This is a genomic window from Sporosarcina sp. OR05 (assembly GCF_041414805.1).
Classification (GTDB): Bacteria; Bacillota; Bacilli; order Bacillales_A; family Planococcaceae; genus Sporosarcina; species Sporosarcina saromensis.
In genome coordinates, this window is the sequence record NZ_JANKJL010000001.1 from 112,273 (window position 1) to 130,858 (window position 18,586).

16 protein-coding genes are annotated in these 18,586 nt (G+C 41.0%); 5 read left to right on the top strand and 11 right to left on the bottom strand.

The window, feature by feature from the left end:
- The first annotated feature begins 172 nt into the window (after positions 1 to 172).
- Positions 173 to 910, top strand: a complete 738-nt coding sequence (locus NRI27_RS00470; RefSeq protein ID WP_317942432.1) for an SDR family NAD(P)-dependent oxidoreductase — start codon at positions 173 to 175, stop codon at positions 908 to 910.
- A gap of 459 nt (positions 911 to 1,369) precedes the next feature.
- Here NRI27_RS00470 and NRI27_RS00475 read toward each other — a convergent pair whose 3' ends face one another.
- From NRI27_RS00475 to NRI27_RS00490, 4 genes are all read right to left on the bottom strand, one after another.
- A complete protein-coding gene (locus tag NRI27_RS00475) occupies positions 1,370 to 3,043 on the bottom strand; it encodes an ABC transporter ATP-binding protein (RefSeq protein ID WP_371389111.1) in 1,674 nt (557 codons plus the stop codon).
- Positions 3,040 to 3,810, bottom strand: a complete 771-nt coding sequence (locus NRI27_RS00480; RefSeq protein ID WP_371389112.1) for an energy-coupling factor transporter transmembrane component T family protein — start codon at positions 3,808 to 3,810, stop codon at positions 3,040 to 3,042. The genes NRI27_RS00475 and NRI27_RS00480 overlap by 4 nt, the downstream gene beginning before the upstream one ends.
- Positions 3,811 to 3,831: 21 nt before the next feature.
- Positions 3,832 to 4,434, bottom strand: coding sequence for an ECF transporter S component family protein (locus NRI27_RS00485; RefSeq protein WP_371389113.1), 603 nt, complete (start codon positions 4,432 to 4,434; stop codon positions 3,832 to 3,834).
- A 177-nt stretch (positions 4,435 to 4,611) separates the two neighbouring features.
- Entirely contained in the window at positions 4,612 to 4,971 is a 360-nt protein-coding gene (locus tag NRI27_RS00490) for an SCP2 sterol-binding domain-containing protein (protein WP_371389114.1), read from the bottom strand.
- A gap of 239 nt (positions 4,972 to 5,210) precedes the next feature.
- On the opposite strand from NRI27_RS00490, the gene NRI27_RS00495 reads away from it, so the two are divergent.
- On the top strand, positions 5,211 to 7,112 hold the full coding sequence (locus tag NRI27_RS00495; RefSeq protein WP_371389115.1) for a sensor domain-containing phosphodiesterase: 1,902 nt from the start codon (positions 5,211 to 5,213) through the stop codon (positions 7,110 to 7,112).
- A 75-nt stretch (positions 7,113 to 7,187) separates the two neighbouring features.
- Here NRI27_RS00495 and NRI27_RS00500 read toward each other — a convergent pair whose 3' ends face one another.
- From NRI27_RS00500 to NRI27_RS00510, 3 genes are read right to left on the bottom strand one after another with little or no spacing between them, the layout of a single operon-like run.
- The gene (locus NRI27_RS00500) at positions 7,188 to 8,837 is read right to left on the bottom strand and encodes a b(o/a)3-type cytochrome-c oxidase subunit 1 (protein ID WP_371389650.1); all 1,650 of its coding nucleotides are present in this window, start codon (positions 8,835 to 8,837) and stop codon (positions 7,188 to 7,190) included.
- Complete coding sequence (locus NRI27_RS00505) at positions 8,837 to 9,343, bottom strand: cytochrome c oxidase subunit II (RefSeq protein WP_317942438.1); 507 nt, start codon at positions 9,341 to 9,343, stop codon at positions 8,837 to 8,839. The genes NRI27_RS00500 and NRI27_RS00505 overlap by 1 nt, the downstream gene beginning before the upstream one ends.
- A 24-nt stretch (positions 9,344 to 9,367) precedes the next feature.
- Complete coding sequence (locus NRI27_RS00510; RefSeq protein WP_317942439.1) at positions 9,368 to 9,514, bottom strand: cytochrome c oxidase subunit 2A; 147 nt, start codon at positions 9,512 to 9,514, stop codon at positions 9,368 to 9,370.
- 309 nt (positions 9,515 to 9,823) lie between these two features.
- Here NRI27_RS00510 and NRI27_RS00515 point away from each other — a divergent pair, with 309 nt between their 5' ends.
- Positions 9,824 to 10,525: a glucosamine-6-phosphate deaminase gene (locus NRI27_RS00515; RefSeq protein ID WP_317942440.1), complete on the top strand. Its 702-nt coding sequence runs from the start codon at positions 9,824 to 9,826 to the stop codon at positions 10,523 to 10,525.
- 329 nt (positions 10,526 to 10,854) lie between these two features.
- Complete coding sequence (locus tag NRI27_RS00520) at positions 10,855 to 11,340, top strand: C40 family peptidase (protein WP_317942441.1); 486 nt, start codon at positions 10,855 to 10,857, stop codon at positions 11,338 to 11,340.
- A gap of 580 nt (positions 11,341 to 11,920) precedes the next feature.
- Here NRI27_RS00520 and NRI27_RS00525 read toward each other — a convergent pair.
- Together NRI27_RS00525 and secA2 are read right to left on the bottom strand one after the other, a co-directional pair.
- Positions 11,921 to 12,814, bottom strand: a complete 894-nt coding sequence (locus NRI27_RS00525; RefSeq protein ID WP_371389116.1) for an accessory Sec system S-layer assembly protein — start codon at positions 12,812 to 12,814, stop codon at positions 11,921 to 11,923.
- Entirely contained in the window at positions 12,814 to 15,177 is a 2,364-nt protein-coding gene (gene secA2, locus NRI27_RS00530) for an accessory Sec system translocase SecA2 (protein ID WP_371389117.1), read from the bottom strand. Before secA2 ends, NRI27_RS00525 begins: the two co-directional genes overlap by 1 nt.
- Positions 15,178 to 15,405: 228 nt before the next feature.
- On the opposite strand from secA2, the gene NRI27_RS00535 reads away from it, so the two are divergent.
- Positions 15,406 to 16,455, top strand: coding sequence for a glycosyltransferase family 4 protein (locus NRI27_RS00535; protein ID WP_317942444.1), 1,050 nt, complete (start codon positions 15,406 to 15,408; stop codon positions 16,453 to 16,455).
- Between the two features lie 156 nt (positions 16,456 to 16,611).
- Here NRI27_RS00535 and NRI27_RS00540 read toward each other — a convergent pair whose 3' ends face one another.
- Both NRI27_RS00540 and NRI27_RS00545 read right to left on the bottom strand, forming a co-directional pair.
- Positions 16,612 to 17,679 carry an LCP family protein gene (locus tag NRI27_RS00540; protein ID WP_317942445.1) on the bottom strand — a complete coding sequence of 356 codons (1,068 nt, stop codon included), beginning with the start codon at positions 17,677 to 17,679 and terminating at the stop codon, positions 16,612 to 16,614.
- 160 nt (positions 17,680 to 17,839) lie between these two features.
- On the bottom strand, positions 17,840 to 18,472 hold the full coding sequence (locus NRI27_RS00545) for a YigZ family protein (RefSeq protein WP_371389118.1): 633 nt from the start codon (positions 18,470 to 18,472) through the stop codon (positions 17,840 to 17,842).
- Positions 18,473 to 18,586: the final 114 nt, after the last annotated feature.

Here is an 18,586-nt window from a genome sequence, read left to right on the forward strand (position 1 = left end):
ATTGCTAATAATTTATTAAAATTTTGAGTGAATAATTAGCTCTTTACCTGTACATAACAAGCATCGACAAACAAATGACAATTTCTTCGATTCGAGTCTTTACGGTTGAGTTTCATTGTAAAAAGGATTATTATTTAAGTGTTAAATTAAATTGAGAATTGGAGCGGTAAACATGAACAGATTCCAAGATAAAGTTGTATTTATTACAGGTGGCGCATCCGGTATGGGTGAGAAAATGGTGAAATTGTACGCTGCTGAAGGCGCGAAAGTTGTAGCTGCTGATATTAACGAAGCTGCCTTGACTGAAAAATGGGGTTCTTATGATAACGTAATGACGGTTGTGCTAAATGTTACAGACGACGCACAATGGGCAGAAGCGATGAAAAAAGCAGTCGATTCTCTTGGCAAAATTGATATCCTCGTTAACAACGCTGGTATCTCTACTGAAAAAGGAATGAATGACATTACAATCGAAGACTGGCGTCGCCTGTCTGACATCAATGGATTCGGTACATTCCTCGGAATGAAACACGCATCTCAATACATGAAAGAAGCAAAAAAAGGTTCAATCGTGAACATTTCTTCTTACACGGCTTTAATCGGCATGGGACTTAACCCATATTCAGCATCTAAAGGGTCAGTTCGTGCTATTTCTAAAGCAGCTGCAGCAGAGTTTGGACAACATGGAATTCGGGTTAATACGATTTTCCCAGGCATTATTGAAACTCCTATGACTAAATCTCTTGAAGACACGAAAGATGTTGTCAATGCACTTATCCGTATGACACCATTACAACGTCTAGGTCAACCAGAAGATGTTGCGAATGCAGTTCTTTTCTTGTCATCTGATGAAGCATCATATATTTCTGGTGCGGAATTAGTTATTGATGGTGGATACTCAGCACGATAATTACCTTCTAACAGCCACACCACCTCGATTTAGTGGATGTGGCTGTTTTTTGCTATTATTTTCTTCTACTACAATAGACATTTGTATACCTTTTCTGAAGTGCATTTATTGGCTAAAGGCATGCGGCGCGTCTCACTAACTTCGCTTCTCAAAATCTCCGCGTCCATAAGCAAACGCCGCATAACTCGCTCAAACGCGGCAAACTCCTCAGAAACGCGGCATAACTCGCCCTAACGCGGCAAACTCCCACGAAACGCGGCATAACTCGCCCGAACGCGGCAAACTTCCGCGAAACGCCGCATAACCCGCCCGAACGCGGCAAACTCCCACGAAACGCGGCATAACTCGCCCTAACGCGGCAAACTCCCCCGAAACGCCGCATAACTCGCTCAAACACGGCAAAACTCCCCCAAATCACCGCATAACCAGCCCCAAATCCCACCAAACCGCACAAAAAATCTACCTGCATTCAAACAAAATTTCTTCCTCTTTCAAAACCACTTCATTGTACCCGAGTGAATTCACAATTTGAGTAATCATCGGTTGCTCAACATTTGCAAGGGTTAATCGCTCTTGATCCGCAAATGCTTCTCGTGTTGGCCCGTCAAATAGAACGCTTCCCGCGTGGAAAATAATCGTCCGATTAAACGTCGAGGCTACAAAATCCATATCGTGTAAAATGCAAATAACGAGTTTTCCGCTTTCTTGTAAAGAATGTATGATCTTTTTTATTTGCTGTTTCCCTTGATAGTCTTGCCCAATCGTCGGTTCATCGAAAATGATAATCGGTGGATCCATTGCCAAAATGGAAGCGATTGTAACCATTTTTCGTTCCGCTAGGCTGAGATCATAGGGGTGCTCCTGTGCTTTATGTTGCAAGCCGACGAGCTCTAATGCGTTCTCAGCATTGGCATACGCAACATCTTTTGAAACACCAATTGTTAACGGACCAAATAGTACTTCTTCCCATACAGTACTTTTAAAGATTTGATCGTTGGGATTCTGAAAGATGAGGCCAACAGTTTTGGCGAGTGACGCTGTTGTTTCATCACGTGTATGTTTTCCGTCAATCAGTATATGTCCTGAATCAGGAGTGAGCAAAGCCTTTAACAATTTAACAAAAGTTGTTTTGCCGGCTCCGTTTTCACCAATAATGGCAATTGGCTCACCACTTAACGTCAAATTGATCTGCTGAAGGATCTCATTATTAGCATATCGATAAGCAAGTTCACGGACCTCAATTACCGGTGTTTTCGGTTGTCTCGTGGATGTAATCACTTCATCAAACGAAAAACGCAATGTTTTTGTCGGACTCCAAATGTTTTGAACATGTGCATCATCACCAACCCGAACAGATTGAGGTTGAGAGCAAAACCGTTTAAGTTTTTCGGTCATTGGTAACTCCACACCGTACGCTTCCAAGTCATCTCTAGCAAACAACTCTTCCGGTTTGCTAGCCTGCAATAATTGTCCTTCATGCATGAATAAAATTCGATCAGCATGAGTCGATAATTTTTCAATATTTTGTTCAATCATAATAATGGTCATACCACTATCTGCTAACCTTCTGGCAATCCGAAAGACATCAGCCGCTCCCTTCGGATCAAGTTGAGACGTCGGTTCATCCAAAATGAGTACATCGGGTTGCATCGCGAGTATACTAGCAAGCGCAACACGCTGCATCTGTCCACCAGACAAGGAAAATGGGTTTCTTGCGTGCAAGTTTTCTATGTCGAGCAAACGCATACACTCTGAAATTCGCTGTTGCATTTGTTTTCGAGAGACCCCCATGTTCTCTAAACCAAAAGCAATCTCTTCATAGACAGTCGTTTTCGCCCCTGTCATCTGCGCAAAAGGATTGTCGAATACAACTCCGACTTTTGACATGATGTCACACAAATCATTGGCAAGTATTTCCTCGTTATCAATCATTACTTTTCCGCCGTATGCTCCTTTAAAGAAATGGGGAACAAGACCGGACAATGCGTACGCTAATGTCGTCTTTCCAGCTGTATTCATTCCGACAATGCCAATAAATTCTCCTTTATCAATTGAAAATGAAAGATCTTCTAACGCAAATTTTGTACTGTTTGGGTATTTATACTTCAACTGTTGCGCACGTATGAAACTCATACAAATAACCTCCAAAAGACGACACTCATAAATGCTGTACATAGAAGAGTCCTTACCAACACACTGTGTGCGTAAACAATTGGCTCTTGAATGGACGTCCGTTTCCCTCTTACATTAAAACCACGTACTTCTAATGCAAGAGAGCGCTCACGTGTTTCGCTCAATCCATTTAGCACTACGGGTCCGAGCAGGGGAATGAAAGACTTTATGCGAACCCATAAACTACCTTCTGTTTCCAATCCTCTTGAACGTTGTGCTTCGGTAATTTTCTGTGCACGTCCTAGCATTTGTGGAATGATTTGCAACACGGAGAGCAGTACATATCCGAACCGTGGGGATAGCCCTTTTTGAACAAGAGCATCGACCAATTCACTTGGTTTTGTCGTTAAGATAAGCACCCCAAAGCTTAACAGCATATTCATTAGCCGGAGCGTTAGTAAAAGAGCAACTGAAAAACCTTCCTTGTAAATAGGGAAAGTACCAATCTCAACTAAAATAGTGGCACGGTCAGGATGAAAGAAGCCGTGAATAATGAGAATAGACCCGATTAAAAACAAGCTCAATCCGATAACGGGTAAGATAAACTTGAACACGTTGCCGATCCACAATACAAAACACGCAAGCAACACGGCACCGACGGCGAATAAATGACTTTGCATCATATAGGTTGAGACAACAGATAAGACAACGAACAATAGTTTTGTAAGTGGATCGATTCGGTGTATTGGTGACGGCCTCTCAACATACAACGTCATGTTCTTGTTCAATGCTATCAAACCTTTCCTAATTTATAGCCGCTCGATTTCACTACCCGCAGTATACAGTTGTTTAACGTTTTTCGGGAGTCCTTTAAACAGTAAATAACTGAGCAAAACAGTGACAACTTTGTCTGGTACATCGACAACTACACTATCTGCGAATGAAGCGAACCAAACAGGCAACTCGTTTGAGATGAGTATTGCAAACAGCGCATCTCCCCAAACGTTGTCTGTCAGACCATCCCAAAAAAGAATATTCAACGGTGTCGAAACAGTCGCAGCTACGAGTCCGACAACGAGTCCAAGGACGATTGACTTCTTCACACTAGATATCCACCCTTTATACGCCATAATTCCGGCGACAAGACCGATGACCGCTTGTGTAATTGCATAGACGAAAGAAACGGGATTTGTTGTAAAGCCGTAGATGATGTTATTAATAATGCCAACTAGCGCACCAATAATTGGCCCGGCTAGCATACTTGAAAGCACTGTGCCAATGGAATCCACCCAAAGCGGTAACTTTAACAAACTTGCAAACAGTTTTCCAAGATAATTAATACCAATCGCAACAGGAATCAAAACGAGTGCTACAGTTGAAAACTGGAACGACCACATACTTCTTTTATTCATTTGATCTTCTCCTCAACACATTATTATTATGTCTTTTAACTAGTGTAAAGACACATGTATATACTAATATATTTACAGAGAATAAGGAAGAGCCTATTTACTAAATCCTGAGCAAGTAGCTTTTCCTCGATACGTAAAAAAACCGACTCAAGTATTCCATTGAGTCAGCAATCTACGTTATAATTGATATTCTTTTAATAAATTTTCAAGTTGTAAAGCAAGGCCAATATTGCCTTTTACTTTTAACTTACCCATCATGAACGCTGCTGCTGAATTGAAATCGCCAATAAGCAGTTTTTTGAAGTCTTTGACACTCATCTTTAGTGAACAATCAACTTCTTCACCGGATTTACCGTCTGTTTCATCATAGACTTCTGCGCTTTCGTCCATAAATTTCATGACATAACTGCCACCATCTTCACCGGTCAATTCAATACGATACGTCGTCTTCAATCCTTTATAGGGTTCTCGATTTTCAAGCAATCGCTTCCTGATCTCATGCCAAATTGCATCCATGCTCATCGCTTCAACATTCATCCATCAACATCCTCCTAGTAAGTGACTGATTATTCATTCAGTATAGCATATCTCCATGCAAGGAGAGTAAATAAAGTTCCATAATATCGAAGAACCTACGTAAATTGTAAATGTGTCTGAAAGAAGCGTGACATAAAAGAAGAATTTTGAAAAATAGCGGATAATGCTTTAAGAAATGTATAAAATTGTCGATAACAGGAGTAGGTATTTATTGTATAGAAAGGTGGTGTACTAGTTATATGCAACATTCCCTAGAGGAAATTGAGAAGATATTGGAACAGATGATGGAAAAGCAAGAATATATTTTTACACATGCACAACAATTGAACGTATCAAGAGAGTCTATTGCAGATATGCTGCTTGAAATTTGTATCCGTATCGCACAAATTATTGATTGTGAAAAAGTAAGTATTTGGTTGTTTAATGAAGATCATTCAATGTTAAACGCGCAAACGATTTATGAACATCCAAACACACAAGTTTCGCTAACAAATCTTTACCGACACTCGGCACCTTCTTATTTCAAAGCAATTGAGCAAGAGCGAATTATTGCTGTGTCTAACGTCATGACTGATCCGAGAACATGTGAGTTGAAAGAAGACAGCCAATACCGAAATGGACCCATTCAATCTATAGTAGACGCCTCTATTTTACTCAGTAAAGGGATTGGAGGCGTGCTTTGTTGTGAATCAATCCATCAGAGAGAGTGGACGGTTTTTGAAAAAGTACTTGTAACATCCATTGCGGACATGCTGTCTTTCCTCTTTGACCGTTTAGAACGAATTGAAGTGGAAGAGCATGTTCATCACTTAGCCTATAAAGATTTGGTCACAGGACTGGACAATCAATATGCTTTCAATGAGAAAGTGACAGAAAAGCTCCGAACATTGGCAACACATGAGCGTGGATTGTTCATGTATTTTGTGCTCGATCAATTCACAGAAGTCCAAGGTGTGCTCGGCCATGATGGAGCTGACCAAATGCTGAAAATAACAGCTGAGCGTTTAAAAGAGCTCTTTCCTGAACCTGCCCAGACAGCACGAATCGCTTTTGATCATTTCATCCTCTTTTCGCCATTCGAAGGAGAATTGAGTGACAAAAGAAAAATGTTGGATCATATTACCAACAAGTTAAAGCATCCCATGTACATTTGTGGACAGGAAGTGTATATGACTTTTAGTTATGGTGCCGCAATTTATCCTGATCATGCGAAAGATGTAAAACATGGAATTCAAGCAGCTTATATGGCATTGCAAGCGGGGAGAAAGACGTCCAATCGAAAAAGTGGCAGTGTTTACAACCCTAACATGCATACATATTTAAAAGAAACAATGTTATCTGAAATGAATTTACGCAGAGGTTTGGATTTAAATGAATTTCAGCTCCACTATCAGCCGCAAGTCAATTGTCGAACGGGGGAAGTCATAGGTTTTGAAGCACTGCTCAGATGGCAACACCCTGAAAGAGGACTTATTTTTCCATCTGATTTTATCGAACTGGCTGAGTCGACCGGTTTAATAACGCCAATAGGTGAATGGGTCATTCGAGAAGCGGTTAAACAAATTAGCGAATGGAACAAAATGGGTATTGAGAATGTTACCGTGTCCATCAACTTGTCTCCTAGACACTTTCTACACCACAATTTACCATTCTTCTTGGAACAATGTATTCAAGAAGCACGTATTAAACCGCAAAGGCTCGTTTTGGAAATTACAGAAAATGTTGCCATGGAAGAACAAAGTGCTGTGACTAGCCGCATTAAACTTTTAAAGGAAATGGGCTATTCCGTGTCAATCGATGATTTTGGAAAAGGCTATTCAGCATTTATTTATTTGAAGCATTTTCCGATTAATGAAATAAAAATTGACCGTGAATTCATAAGTGAGTTAGGATCGAACATGCAAAGCATCGGGATTGTGCAGACGATCATTCATCTCGCTGAAATGTTAGGGTTACGGACAATTGGTGAAGGTGTGGAAACAAAAGAGCAGTGGGACATTCTAAAGCAACTAGGTTGTTCGCAGCTTCAAGGGTATTATTTCAGTAAACCGATTGAGGTAAATCAAATCAATGATCTGTTTCACAAGTACGGTAGGGGAGGTAAGCTCCTTCTTCCTTCTGCGAGTAAAGTATTATTATAAGTTGAGTCGTTTGATCTGACTTGAAAAAAGAAAAACCGCACGAAAGTTTCATGCGGTTTTTCTTTTCGATTCTTTTTATCGACCGATTGGCCAATCAAACGGAATGGACCCTGGCGGAGAGTGTTTTAGAATATCAAACACTGGAATTGTGTATGCGAAAAGGATAAGGGCAATCGTAATGCCAATCCATAAGTACCAGTTCTCCAAAATCTTTGGTGTCGGTTCTGCATCTTCTTCCTCTTCTGCAATGGGAAATTCCTGAACGCCTTTCGGTGCGAAATAAGCGAGTTGGATGAAAATGTAAATCATCAATAAGATACCGATAAAGAGAATTGTGCCGCCGACTGCTTGCGCAATTTGATAACTGATCCACGTATCCACTTGCTCGCCACCTGCGTAATTCGAGAAGTTGGAACGGCGTGGACCACCTAATAATCCTTGAATATGCATGGCGGTTGACATGATCGTCATACCAACTGTCCAAATGATCGTTTGGATGATGCCTAGGCGATTCAGTCTTGGCGTCAAACGTCTACCCGTCAAATGAGGCACTAGCCAATAGGCAATTCCGAAATACGTAAGGAGAACAGTAGTTGCCACAGTTAAATGGAAGTGGCCAGTTACCCAAATCGTATTATGGACAAGTGTGTTTACTTGGTGGGAAGCATTAACGATACCTCCAGCTCCCCCAGGAATGAACGCGACCATGCCGATAAACGGTGCTAGAAAACGAACGTCTTTCCAAGGTAAATACTTAAACCAGCCAAACAATCCTTTATGTCCTTTTCTTCGTCCAGTCGTTTCAAAAGTAGCGAAAATCGAGAAAGCAGTCATAAGTGTTGGAACGACAACCATGAACGTCAACACAACTTGTATGAACTTCCACGTAGGATCGATGCCCGGTTCGGTCAATTGGTGATGGAAACCAACCGGAATGGAAAACATGAGCAATAAGATGAAAGATAATCTTGCAAGGGAATCACTGAATAATTTTCCGCCGATAATTTTCGGGATAATTGCATACCATGCCATATAAGCCGGAAGTAACCAGAAATAAACGAGTGGATGCCCGAAATACCAAAACAATGTCCGGCTTAGCAAGACGTTAATTGTGGCAGCATACCCTAATGACCAAGGGATAAATTGAATGAGTACGGATGCGGCTACTCCAAGAGAAGCAATGAACCACATGGCCATGTTAATCGTTACCATGAATGCAAGCAAAGGTGATTTCTGACCTGGATTCGCTTTCTTCCAAACATACAACTGACGGAAATTGACGAACACAGCAATCCAACTTCCGACGATTACGAGTGCTAGCCCTATATAGAAGGCAACGTGGGCACGTAACGGTGCGTAAAATGTATAAAGCACATTCGCTTGACCAACGAGAATTGTAATGGCAGCCATAACCGTACCAACGAGCATTGTCCAAAAGGCAATCCATGCCCATTGACGTTGTTTATCCGAGAGACCGACTGTTTTTCCTAATAACGCAAACTGAAAACCTACAATGAAAAAAGTTGTTAAGACAAGCCCGAGAATGACTCCATGCACAGTGAGTATCGTGTAATAATTTATGCCAAATGGTAATTGAAATTCACCAGATCGAGCGAGCGTTTGCAATAAACCCATCAACCCACCAATTAATAGCGAGACAAAAGTCACATACATAAAAGACATATATAAACGGGATTCTTTCTTAGAAAAATTCCAGTCTTTCATCATTCCTCATACACCTCCACAGTTGCAAACATTTGATGGTGACCGATGCCGCAGTATTCGTTACAAACGACAGTAAACTCTCCGGTATTTTTCATAACTGTCTCCAATCGACTTACATGTCCTGGTTCTACCATCATGTTGACATTCGTCCCTGCAACTTGGAAGCCGTGGATGACGTCCTTTGTTGTGATTTGAAATAAAACCGTAGATCCTTTTGGCACGCGGATTTTTTTAACGGGTTTCCCGTCATCATCTACTCCGAAATCATAATTGAAAGCTGAAGCAACAATGTTGACGGTGTATTTGCCGTCAGCAACTTCACGCAGTCCAAGATTTTCAGGCTTGAATGCTTCATGCGCTTCTACATTTTGTGGATCGATTGTTTCGATATGACTTTGTGGATGCGCACCTTTCCAAAAGGCTGCAAATCCGATAATGGCTAAAAAAAGTACGAGTGACCCTAAGCCGAATGCAAGCCATATCTTTTCAAATTTATGCAAATGCATCGTTTTTCCCCCTAACCTGTATCATTATCGTGATAAAAAGAGTGCATAAATGCCGAACCAAGAAACTAGTATGAAGATCCCTAAAAGCATGACAGCGATGAATGTACCTTTTAAATCCATCCCATGCTCGTTGGAACTTGGTACAAGTTGTTTGGAATTGTCTTTCGTCATTCCTTCCACCTCCTACATTCGAAAGTCGTTTGCTCATACTTTTATCTTAAGCATGTGGTAGAAATAGAGAATTAGGGAATTCCCTATGATTCAATAGATCGGGAATTCGTTCACACTTTGTACAAATGGTCTTCATAATATCGCCATAGATATGTAGTAGTGATTGAATAGGTTTGTTGGAGTGGAAAGAGGGAATAACAGAGTCGACTACCCTTTTTGTGTAAATTATTCGTTTAGTTGACCATACTGTTTATGGAAATTACAATGTAAGAGGTACAATAAATCTAAAATGAAAGTCGGTTGAGAATGATGGAAAAATGTAAACTAATTAAAGTTGAAAGCCCTGAGAAAGGTGCTGAACAATTTTATCAGTTGATAAAAGAAGAGCTTGAAAACGATCGACTTCATGTGCTTGGATTGGCTACAGGAAGTACGATGATTCCGGTCTATGCAAAACTAACAGCGTCTGAGCTGGATTTTTCAAATGTAACAACATTCAATTTGGATGAATACGTCGGTCTACCAGCAACGAGTCCAAACAGTTATGCATATTTCATGGATGACCATTTATTTAATAAGAAGAAGTTCAAAGAAACGAATATACCAAATGGAATGGCTGCAGATCTAGACGCGGAATGTAATCGTTATGAGCAAGCGCTGCAACAAGCAGGTCTTGACATTCAATTGCTCGGAGTCGGAGAAAATGGCCATATCGCATTTAACGAACCTGGCACACCTGCTGACTCGGTTACGCACGTAGCAGAATTGACGGATTCCACACTAGGTGTCAACAGTCAATACTTCGACAACGATGAAAAAATCCCAACGACTGCTTTGACAATGGGGATTGCTTCTATTATGAGTGCGAAAAAATTAGTCTTGCTCGCTTTCGGCGAGAAAAAACGACCAGCAATTACGAAGTTCTTGGAAGGGAAAATTGATTCCGATTGGACAATTACGTACTTGCACGAACATGATGATGTGACGATTATTACAGATTTAGACATGTAACAAGGAAGAGAAGGGGCGGGCAAACATAAGAGTGGCCTTTTCTCTAAATAATTTCATAGCATAAGAAAAACTGCGTGAGGGCGACTTGTCCTTCACGCAGTTTTATTTATGCGTGCATTCGCTTGTATTAGGTATTCATTGAAATGAGCAAGTAAAGTGTACAAATAGGAGCTGTTATGGGCGGAAAATGACAAATATGTTTCAACGTGAAATACAACGCGATTTTTGTAATGTTATTGTTACATAACTGTAATATAGGACGAGCATAGTACGTGTTAAAGTTAATGCAGATGATTTATTCAGATAAATATAAAATTTTGGGGGATTATATGAGAATATTAGCACAGGTGCAAAAGTCATTTGTTATTTTTGCAGTTTCTATCGTATTGCTCGTCTCGCCGTTCGCTAGCCAAGCTGAAGCGTCATCAATTACTATATCTGACACTGCAAAGAGTTTAAAAGGAATAAAATATAAATATGGCGGTACGACAAAAGCTGGTTTCGATTGTTCAGGGTACATCCAGTACGTATTTAAGCAACACGACATTTCATTACCTCGCACCTCTTCAGGGATGCATGCAACAGGTACGAAAGTGAACAAAGCTGACTTACTTCCAGGTGACCTTGTTTTCTTCAATACTTCCGGTAAAGGGGTATCTCACGTAGGCATCTACGTTGGTAACGGGAAATTTGCCCATGCCTCGTCTTCAAAAGGTGTACGTGTAGATGCATTAAACGATCCTTATTACTGGGGAGATAAGTACGTTGGTGCTAAACGCATTAACGGTGCCACTTCTGTTGCATCAACAAAATAAGTAATATAAGTCTCTTCCAAGAGCGGATTTTCTTTTATAGAAATTCCGTTCTTTTTGTATGCATTCAATTCAGTTGCATAAGTACTATGTGTCAAAACCTGTCGCGAATAAAAACGAACCTTACATCGCCTCTCGCATCTTTCCATGCTTTAAGGTCCTGTAAGCATTACAGTATAAAAAGCAAAACCTATATTGTAGCAAACACCTTCGCAATGCATAAACTTATCGACTAGCTCTTTGCTTAAAAGCTACATTTGTTTTGCAAACAAACCCTCTAAATTGTCAAAACCCATTTTGGCGCGACAAGCTATCAATTTTGAATAGAATGTATCCGCGGTACTTAAAAGTACATAAGTTGTATCACACAACCGCGGCAAACTTCCCCAAAACGCCGCATAACTGTTCAGAACGCGGCAAACTTCCCCAAAACGCCGCATAACTCTCCAAAACGCGGCAAACTTCTCTAAAACGCCGCATAACTCCTCCCAAACGTCGCATAACAAAAAAATCCGCAGGAAACCCACTTTCAGGTCCCTGCGGAAATTCCATTATGCTTTTAAACTTTAGTTAAGGTACCTCTTTATTGTGGCACACGAATGGACCAACGGGAGAAGTCAGGGTCCTCTTTTTGTACCATTTCTTTCGGATAAATAAACGTCCACGGTTTTGATGTATTGGCCTTCACATCGAATGAATCGAGTTTGAATGATCCACGTGCAATTAGATCACCTGTAGCGTCAATCAATTCCAATGGCAGATTTTCAATATTGATTTGCTTTGAATGACCGTTACGGATGAATACAGAAGTGGCGATACTGCCGTCTTCCTGTTTTTTCACTTGAAATCCGGCGATGTTCACTTCGCGTGGTTTTAATTTCGGCATACTTTCAACTGCTTTTTCAAGCGCTGCTTTCTGATCTGCTGAAAGCCCATCTTCCCAAGCCGGCTCTAATTCTAGTTTGTGTGGCACCATCGATTGAACGTTGAACGCTAGTTTCCAACCTTCGTCTGGTGGGGTTTCCGCAAAAAGATTTTCTTTCGTAAAGACGAATACCCAAGGACGTGCACTTGTGGCTGGGATATCTCCCAATTCCTCTAAGTTGAATTGTTGGGACGCAAGCATATTCCCTTCACGGTCTAGCAATAACAACTCGACTTCGCCAAGTGTAATGGACTGACTGAGAGAAGAGCGGAAAAAAGCTTTAACGAGCCAATTACCGTTCGATTCATCTACGTCTATGTCGATACCGGATAAGGAAATTTGATCAGGCTTCAAAGGTTCCAATTCATTCGCTAGAAATCTGAAGACGTATTCCTGTTCTTGAGAAATTGTCCATTGAGGGTGAAGGGACAACGTCGTCTCAATATCATCTGTACTCGCAGATGGGGCATTGCCTTCTAAAATTTCTTCGGAACCAATTGTACTATCGGAGCCTTTTTTTTCGGTTTTTGTAAATAATGAAAAGAGTTTCATTAATCTTGTCCCTCCTGTTGTTGTGAAATCAACTTCATGAAACCAATAATTTCAGAAGCAATGTTTCGGCGTAATTGTTGATAATGTTTGCCAAATAACTGCAGCCCTTCTCGTTGGTAAATACGCATCGGATCTTCTTGTCCATAAGAACGTAAGCCGATTCCTTCCTTTAGACGCGCCATCACTTCCAAGTGTTTCACCCACATGGAGTCGATATGGCTAAGCATCACTTGAGGAATGATTTCTTTAACTTCCTCATTGTCGACAAATCTGTCCAGATAGTCAAAAAGGGTTTGCAGCGCTTCATCGTAAACTTTAACAATTTCAGATGGCTTTTCCAAATTTCGTGGAAGTGTTATTGGCTCTAATAGAAGTCCATTCATCGTGCGTTCAATTCGATCAAAATCGTATTGGTCAGGCGTTTCGTGTTCAGGACAGCTATCATAGACGACAAACTCAACCGCTTCCGTCACCATTGTCTTTAATTGTTCAAAGAGATTTTCACGTTCTAGGACTTTATCTCGCAATGAATAGACGACACCACGCTGATCGTTAATAACATCGTCCAATTTCAAGTTGTATTCACGCATGGAGAAATGCGCGCCTTCTACGATTCGTTGAGTGCGTTCTGTTAGCTCATTTACTTCAGTATTTTGAACAAGACCATCTTCGTCCGCTTTTACTTTCTTATTGAACTTTTCAAGGTCATCTTTTGCAAAACGTTTGAACATATCATCTTCGAGTGAAATGAAGAATTGGCTTTCACCTTTATCACCTTGACGACCGGAACGTCCACGCAATTGATTATCAATGCGGCGGCTTTCATGTTTTTCGGTTCCTAAGACAAAGAGGCCACCATTTTCTTCTACCCCTTCACCAAGCATAATGTCAGTTCCACGTCCAGCCATGTTTGTAGCGACCGTAATATGACCATATTGCCCCGCTTGGGAAATGAGGTCGACTTCTTGTTCGACACTTTTTGCATTTAACAAGTGGTAACGAAGGTTTTCTTTATCCAAATACTCGGCGACTTTCTCAGATTGTAAAATGGAAGTGGTCCCGACAAGGACAGGTTGTCCTGTCTTATGACGTTTCGCAACTTCTTTTGCAACAGCAATGTACTTTTGATCGGTTGTGACAAAGACTTTATCAGGTGAATCGACACGTGCTCGTGGTCGGTTTGTCGGAATTTGAATGACTTCCATGTTGTACACTTCACGAAATTCTTTTTCCTGTGTTTTTGCAGTTCCGGTCATACCACTTAGATGTGGATACATTCTAAAATAGTTTTGAATGGTAATTTGAGCTTGGGCTTTATTTTCCTCTGTAATTGGAAGCCCTTCTTTTGCTTCGATTGCCTGGTGCAAGCCGTCGGATAGTGTACGGCCTTCCATAATCCTTCCCGTGAACATATCCACGAGCTCCACTTTGTCGTCTTTTACGATATAATCCACATCTCTTTCAAAAATGACAAAAGCGCGGACAGCTTGAATCATATAATGATAAAGTGTCTGGTGTTCGAGTTCATACAGATTGTCGATTCCAAACGCCTTTTCAACTTGTTCAATCCCTTCATCAGTAAGGGATGTGGCTTTTGTCTCGTCGTCAAAGTCGAAGTGGACACCTTTTTTAAATCGTTTGGCAAGTCTTGCTGCAATGAAATGCAAATCTGCATCCGCTTGCATTTTCCCGGCAACAATCAATGGCGTCTTCGCTTCGTCAATTAACACACTATCCACTTCATCAATGATTGCGAAGTGATACGGACGCTGTACTTTTTGAGAAGGGTATTGGACCATGTTATCCCGAAGATAATCAAAACCAAATTCCGTTCCAACTCCGTACGTAATGTCTGCCATGTACGCATCTTGTTTTTCAGGGCCTTGCATCATCGGTACATTCAGGCCGACTGTCAAACCAAGGAAACGATGAATTTGACCGATTTGTTCATAATCGCGTTTTGCAAGATAGTCATTTACAGTGATGACATGGACACCTTTCCCTTCAAGGGCACGCAAATAAGAGGGGAGGGATGCTACAAGTGTTTTTCCTTCCCCTGTCGGCATTTCTGCAATATTTCCTTCTGACAGTACCATCCCGCCAATGAGTTGGACGTCAAAATGACGCATCCCCAATACTCTCTTGGATGCTTCGCGAACGACGGCAAATGCTTCAGGGAGTATCGTTTGAATTGTATCTCCATCATGAATTTGCGTCTTGAAAACTTCTGTCATATGTGCAAGTTCTTCATCTGACAACGTTTCGTATTTTGCTTCTAAACTATTTATGTGTTCGACAACTTTCCGGTATTTTCGTAGTTGTCTTTCGCTCGTTTGGGTTGAACGTTTAAAAAATGATAACATGTATTGACGCTCCTTTAATTGATCCTTCACCTAAGGATATGGTTCTATTTTATCAAAGTACTTATAAAAAGACTACCGTGAGCGGTAAAAGAACAATAGTAGATTTAGGATAGTTTGCAGAAAAAGAGGGTATAGTAGTTTCAAGTTGCTAACTTGGGTGCTTTCCAACAGCAAACGTGCTATAATACTTGTGGCTAATTAAATTATTGATTTACGGGGAGGAAGGACATGTTATTCCTTGCAATGGCCGTAGCTTTCGTAGCTGCCATCATACTCACTCCGCTCGTCATTAAATTCGCATTTCGGATTGGGGCAGTCGATCATCCTAATTATCGTAAAGTGCATGCTTCTGTCATGCCGCGAATCGGTGGAGTTGCTATATTTGGCGCATTCTTTATCGGCTATTTATTATTACGTCCCGAAGATGATCTTGTAAACGCTACGGGAATTCTCGTTGGCGCGTTCATCATTATCATTACAGGTTTTTTGGATGATATGCTGGAAATCACCGCTAAAGCGAAGATGTTCGGACAGCTCATTGCTGCGATCATCGTCATTACATGGGGCGGCCTTCAAATTGACTATATTAACTTACCATTTTATGGCCAGTTCGACTTTGGTTATTTAAGTATACCAATCACAATTATTTGGATTATCGGCATCACGAATGCCATTAACCTGATTGATGGTTTAGATGGCTTGGCGGCCGGTGTTTCTACAATTGCACTGATTTCCATAACGGTGATGGCTGTCATTATGGGCAATGTGTTTGTTGTCGCAACAGCTGCAATATTGGCAGCAAGCTCTCTCGGTTTTCTGTTTTACAATTTTCATCCTGCGAAAATTTTCATGGGAGATACCGGAGCGCTATTTCTCGGCTATATGATCGCAGTTCTTGCACTTTTAGGGTTCAAAAATATCGCAGTCGTATCACTCGTCATCCCGATTATTATGTTAGGTGTACCGATTTCTGATACATTCTTTGCGATTGTAAGACGCGTACGAATGAAACAACCGATTACTGCACCTGACAAATCCCATTTGCATCATTGTTTATTGCGAGCAGGTTTTTCACACCGCCAAACTGTGTTAATCATTTACGGTTTAGCAATTTTATTCGGTGTGGCAGCAGTGCTCTTCTCGCAAGCGACTGTTTGGGGAGCAATTGTGTTAATTGCAGTCATGTTACTTGCAATTGAACTTTTTGTGGAGGTAATTGGTCTAGCAGGAACGAATTATCGACCATTATTGAATCTTGTACGAATGATAGGGAAATGAAAAAAGGTGCTGTGCACAAATTGTGCATGTCACCTTTTTTCATGTTGGAGGAGGGGGGGACTTTACTCGTCTCTCTATGTGTTTTCCAATAGAAAACAGGTAGAGGGAAATCGACATTAATCGTTTCTCTCTACCTGTTTCCATTTGTAAGGCTCTTCAATCTGAGAAGTCGTCACTACCATCAGCCGTTTCGTCCGCTGAATGTAATCCATTTGAATTCGAATCGGTTAATGATGAAGAATCAGGGATGAGTCCTAAATGGGACTGCAATAACTGACTGACATTTTCTAGGTCGCTATCTTTCAGTTTGTAATAATACACCCCGGTAGACCAATCATCATATCCTTGCAAGTTAATTGTATCAATTTGTGGCATGCCATCTTTTGCATACTCCCAAAACGAGGTCATCTCTTTGAAAGTCATGTCGGTTTTCATATTATCTCCAACTGCATCAATGACATCACCATATTTGGAGATCGATTTAACAGACACCATTTCTTTAATAATTGATTGGAGAATCATTTGTTGACGTTTGCCTCGTTCGATATCACTGTCCAATTTACGCGTTCTTGCCAGTGCAAGGGCATGACGTCCATCTAACACGTGCAAGCCTTTTTTCAATTGGATAGCGTTTTTATCATTTTCATCTTTTTCCAATCGATCATATGGAACTTCTACTTCGATGCCGCCAAGCGCATCCACGACTTCAATGAACGCATTAAAATTCATTTTGACATAATAATCAACCGGAATGTCGAGCATTTCTTCCACCGCTTCAATTGAAGCATGTGTGCCGCCATAAGCGTGAGCATGGGTAATCTTATCTTTATAACCGACCTTCGGGATGTACACATACGAATCACGCGGAATGCTTAATAACTTAACGGATTTCTCTTCGGGATTAAACGTAGCGACAAGAAGGGCGTCCGAACGGCTATTTCCTTCGCCTTGCATCCTTGCTTCGCTGTCATCTACACCGATGAGCAGGACTGAGACATTGTCTTTGGCAGGTTCCACTTTCGCCTCGCCACGAAGATCCGACTTTTGTGTACTCGGAACTGGCTCGTAAGCGCGGTCCACCGCTTTTTCAGCCTTCTGATGCAAAGAAAGTGCATAAGCTGAAACGAGTAACAAAGTCGCGAAGGAAACGGAGAGCCCAATTTTAATGGCCAGTCTTTTCTTTGATGTCTTCTTTTTCATGTTTCTATATTCTTTTCTTTTCATTCAGGTTTAAGCCCCCTGTATCAGCTCGGTAAGGTGTGAAGCTGATATAATCGATCCATCTACTAGCTTTATGTCAAAAAACTCTTGTTGTCACTATTTTTTGCAATCAATCGTCAACTTTCAACATTATACTATTAAATGGCGCATCCGTATACTATTATCAACAATCGAACTCTAAAAACGCTGTCGATATTTTGGAGATTTCAGCTTTAGCACTTGTTAATTCTGTAATCCACTCGGAAAACGTATCCGTTTCAGAAACTGGAACATATAGCAGTAAATGAACGTCTTCTTCATAGAGGATCTGTTCAAGCGGGTATGTGGACTGACGTACTTCATTTTCAAGTTTACCAAGCAACGTATAATCAATGGACACTTTCATCAGTTCATGGAGCTTCCGTTCAACGACGCCTGTTGCAGCAATTCCCTCAGTCGTCGCGCGTCCATACGCACGGATTAACCCGCCACCACCTAGTTTGATGCCACCGAAATAACGGGTGACAACGACAGCGGTATCTTTTAAACCTTGCTTCTTTAGTACTTCTAGCATAGGAAAGCCAGCGGTTCCGGAAGGCTCACCATCATCATTTGCTTTTTGGATCTGATCATGATCTCCAATCAAATACGCTGAACAGTTGTGTGTGGCCGTATGATGCATCTTTTTAATATCCTGGATGAAATCGAGCGCTTCTTCTTCGGTTTCAACACGTTTAACATATGTTAGAAATCTCGATTTCTGAATGACGAGTTCACTTTCGCCGTAAAGTTTGACAGTTTTATAATCTGCTCGCATTTGCAGCACCCCTATCACTTGTAATACAATCGTAATACGCAATTAGTTTTATAATGATATAATAACAAAGTGTATAAGGAATTAATGAATACTGCAACATTGCAACTGTTGTAC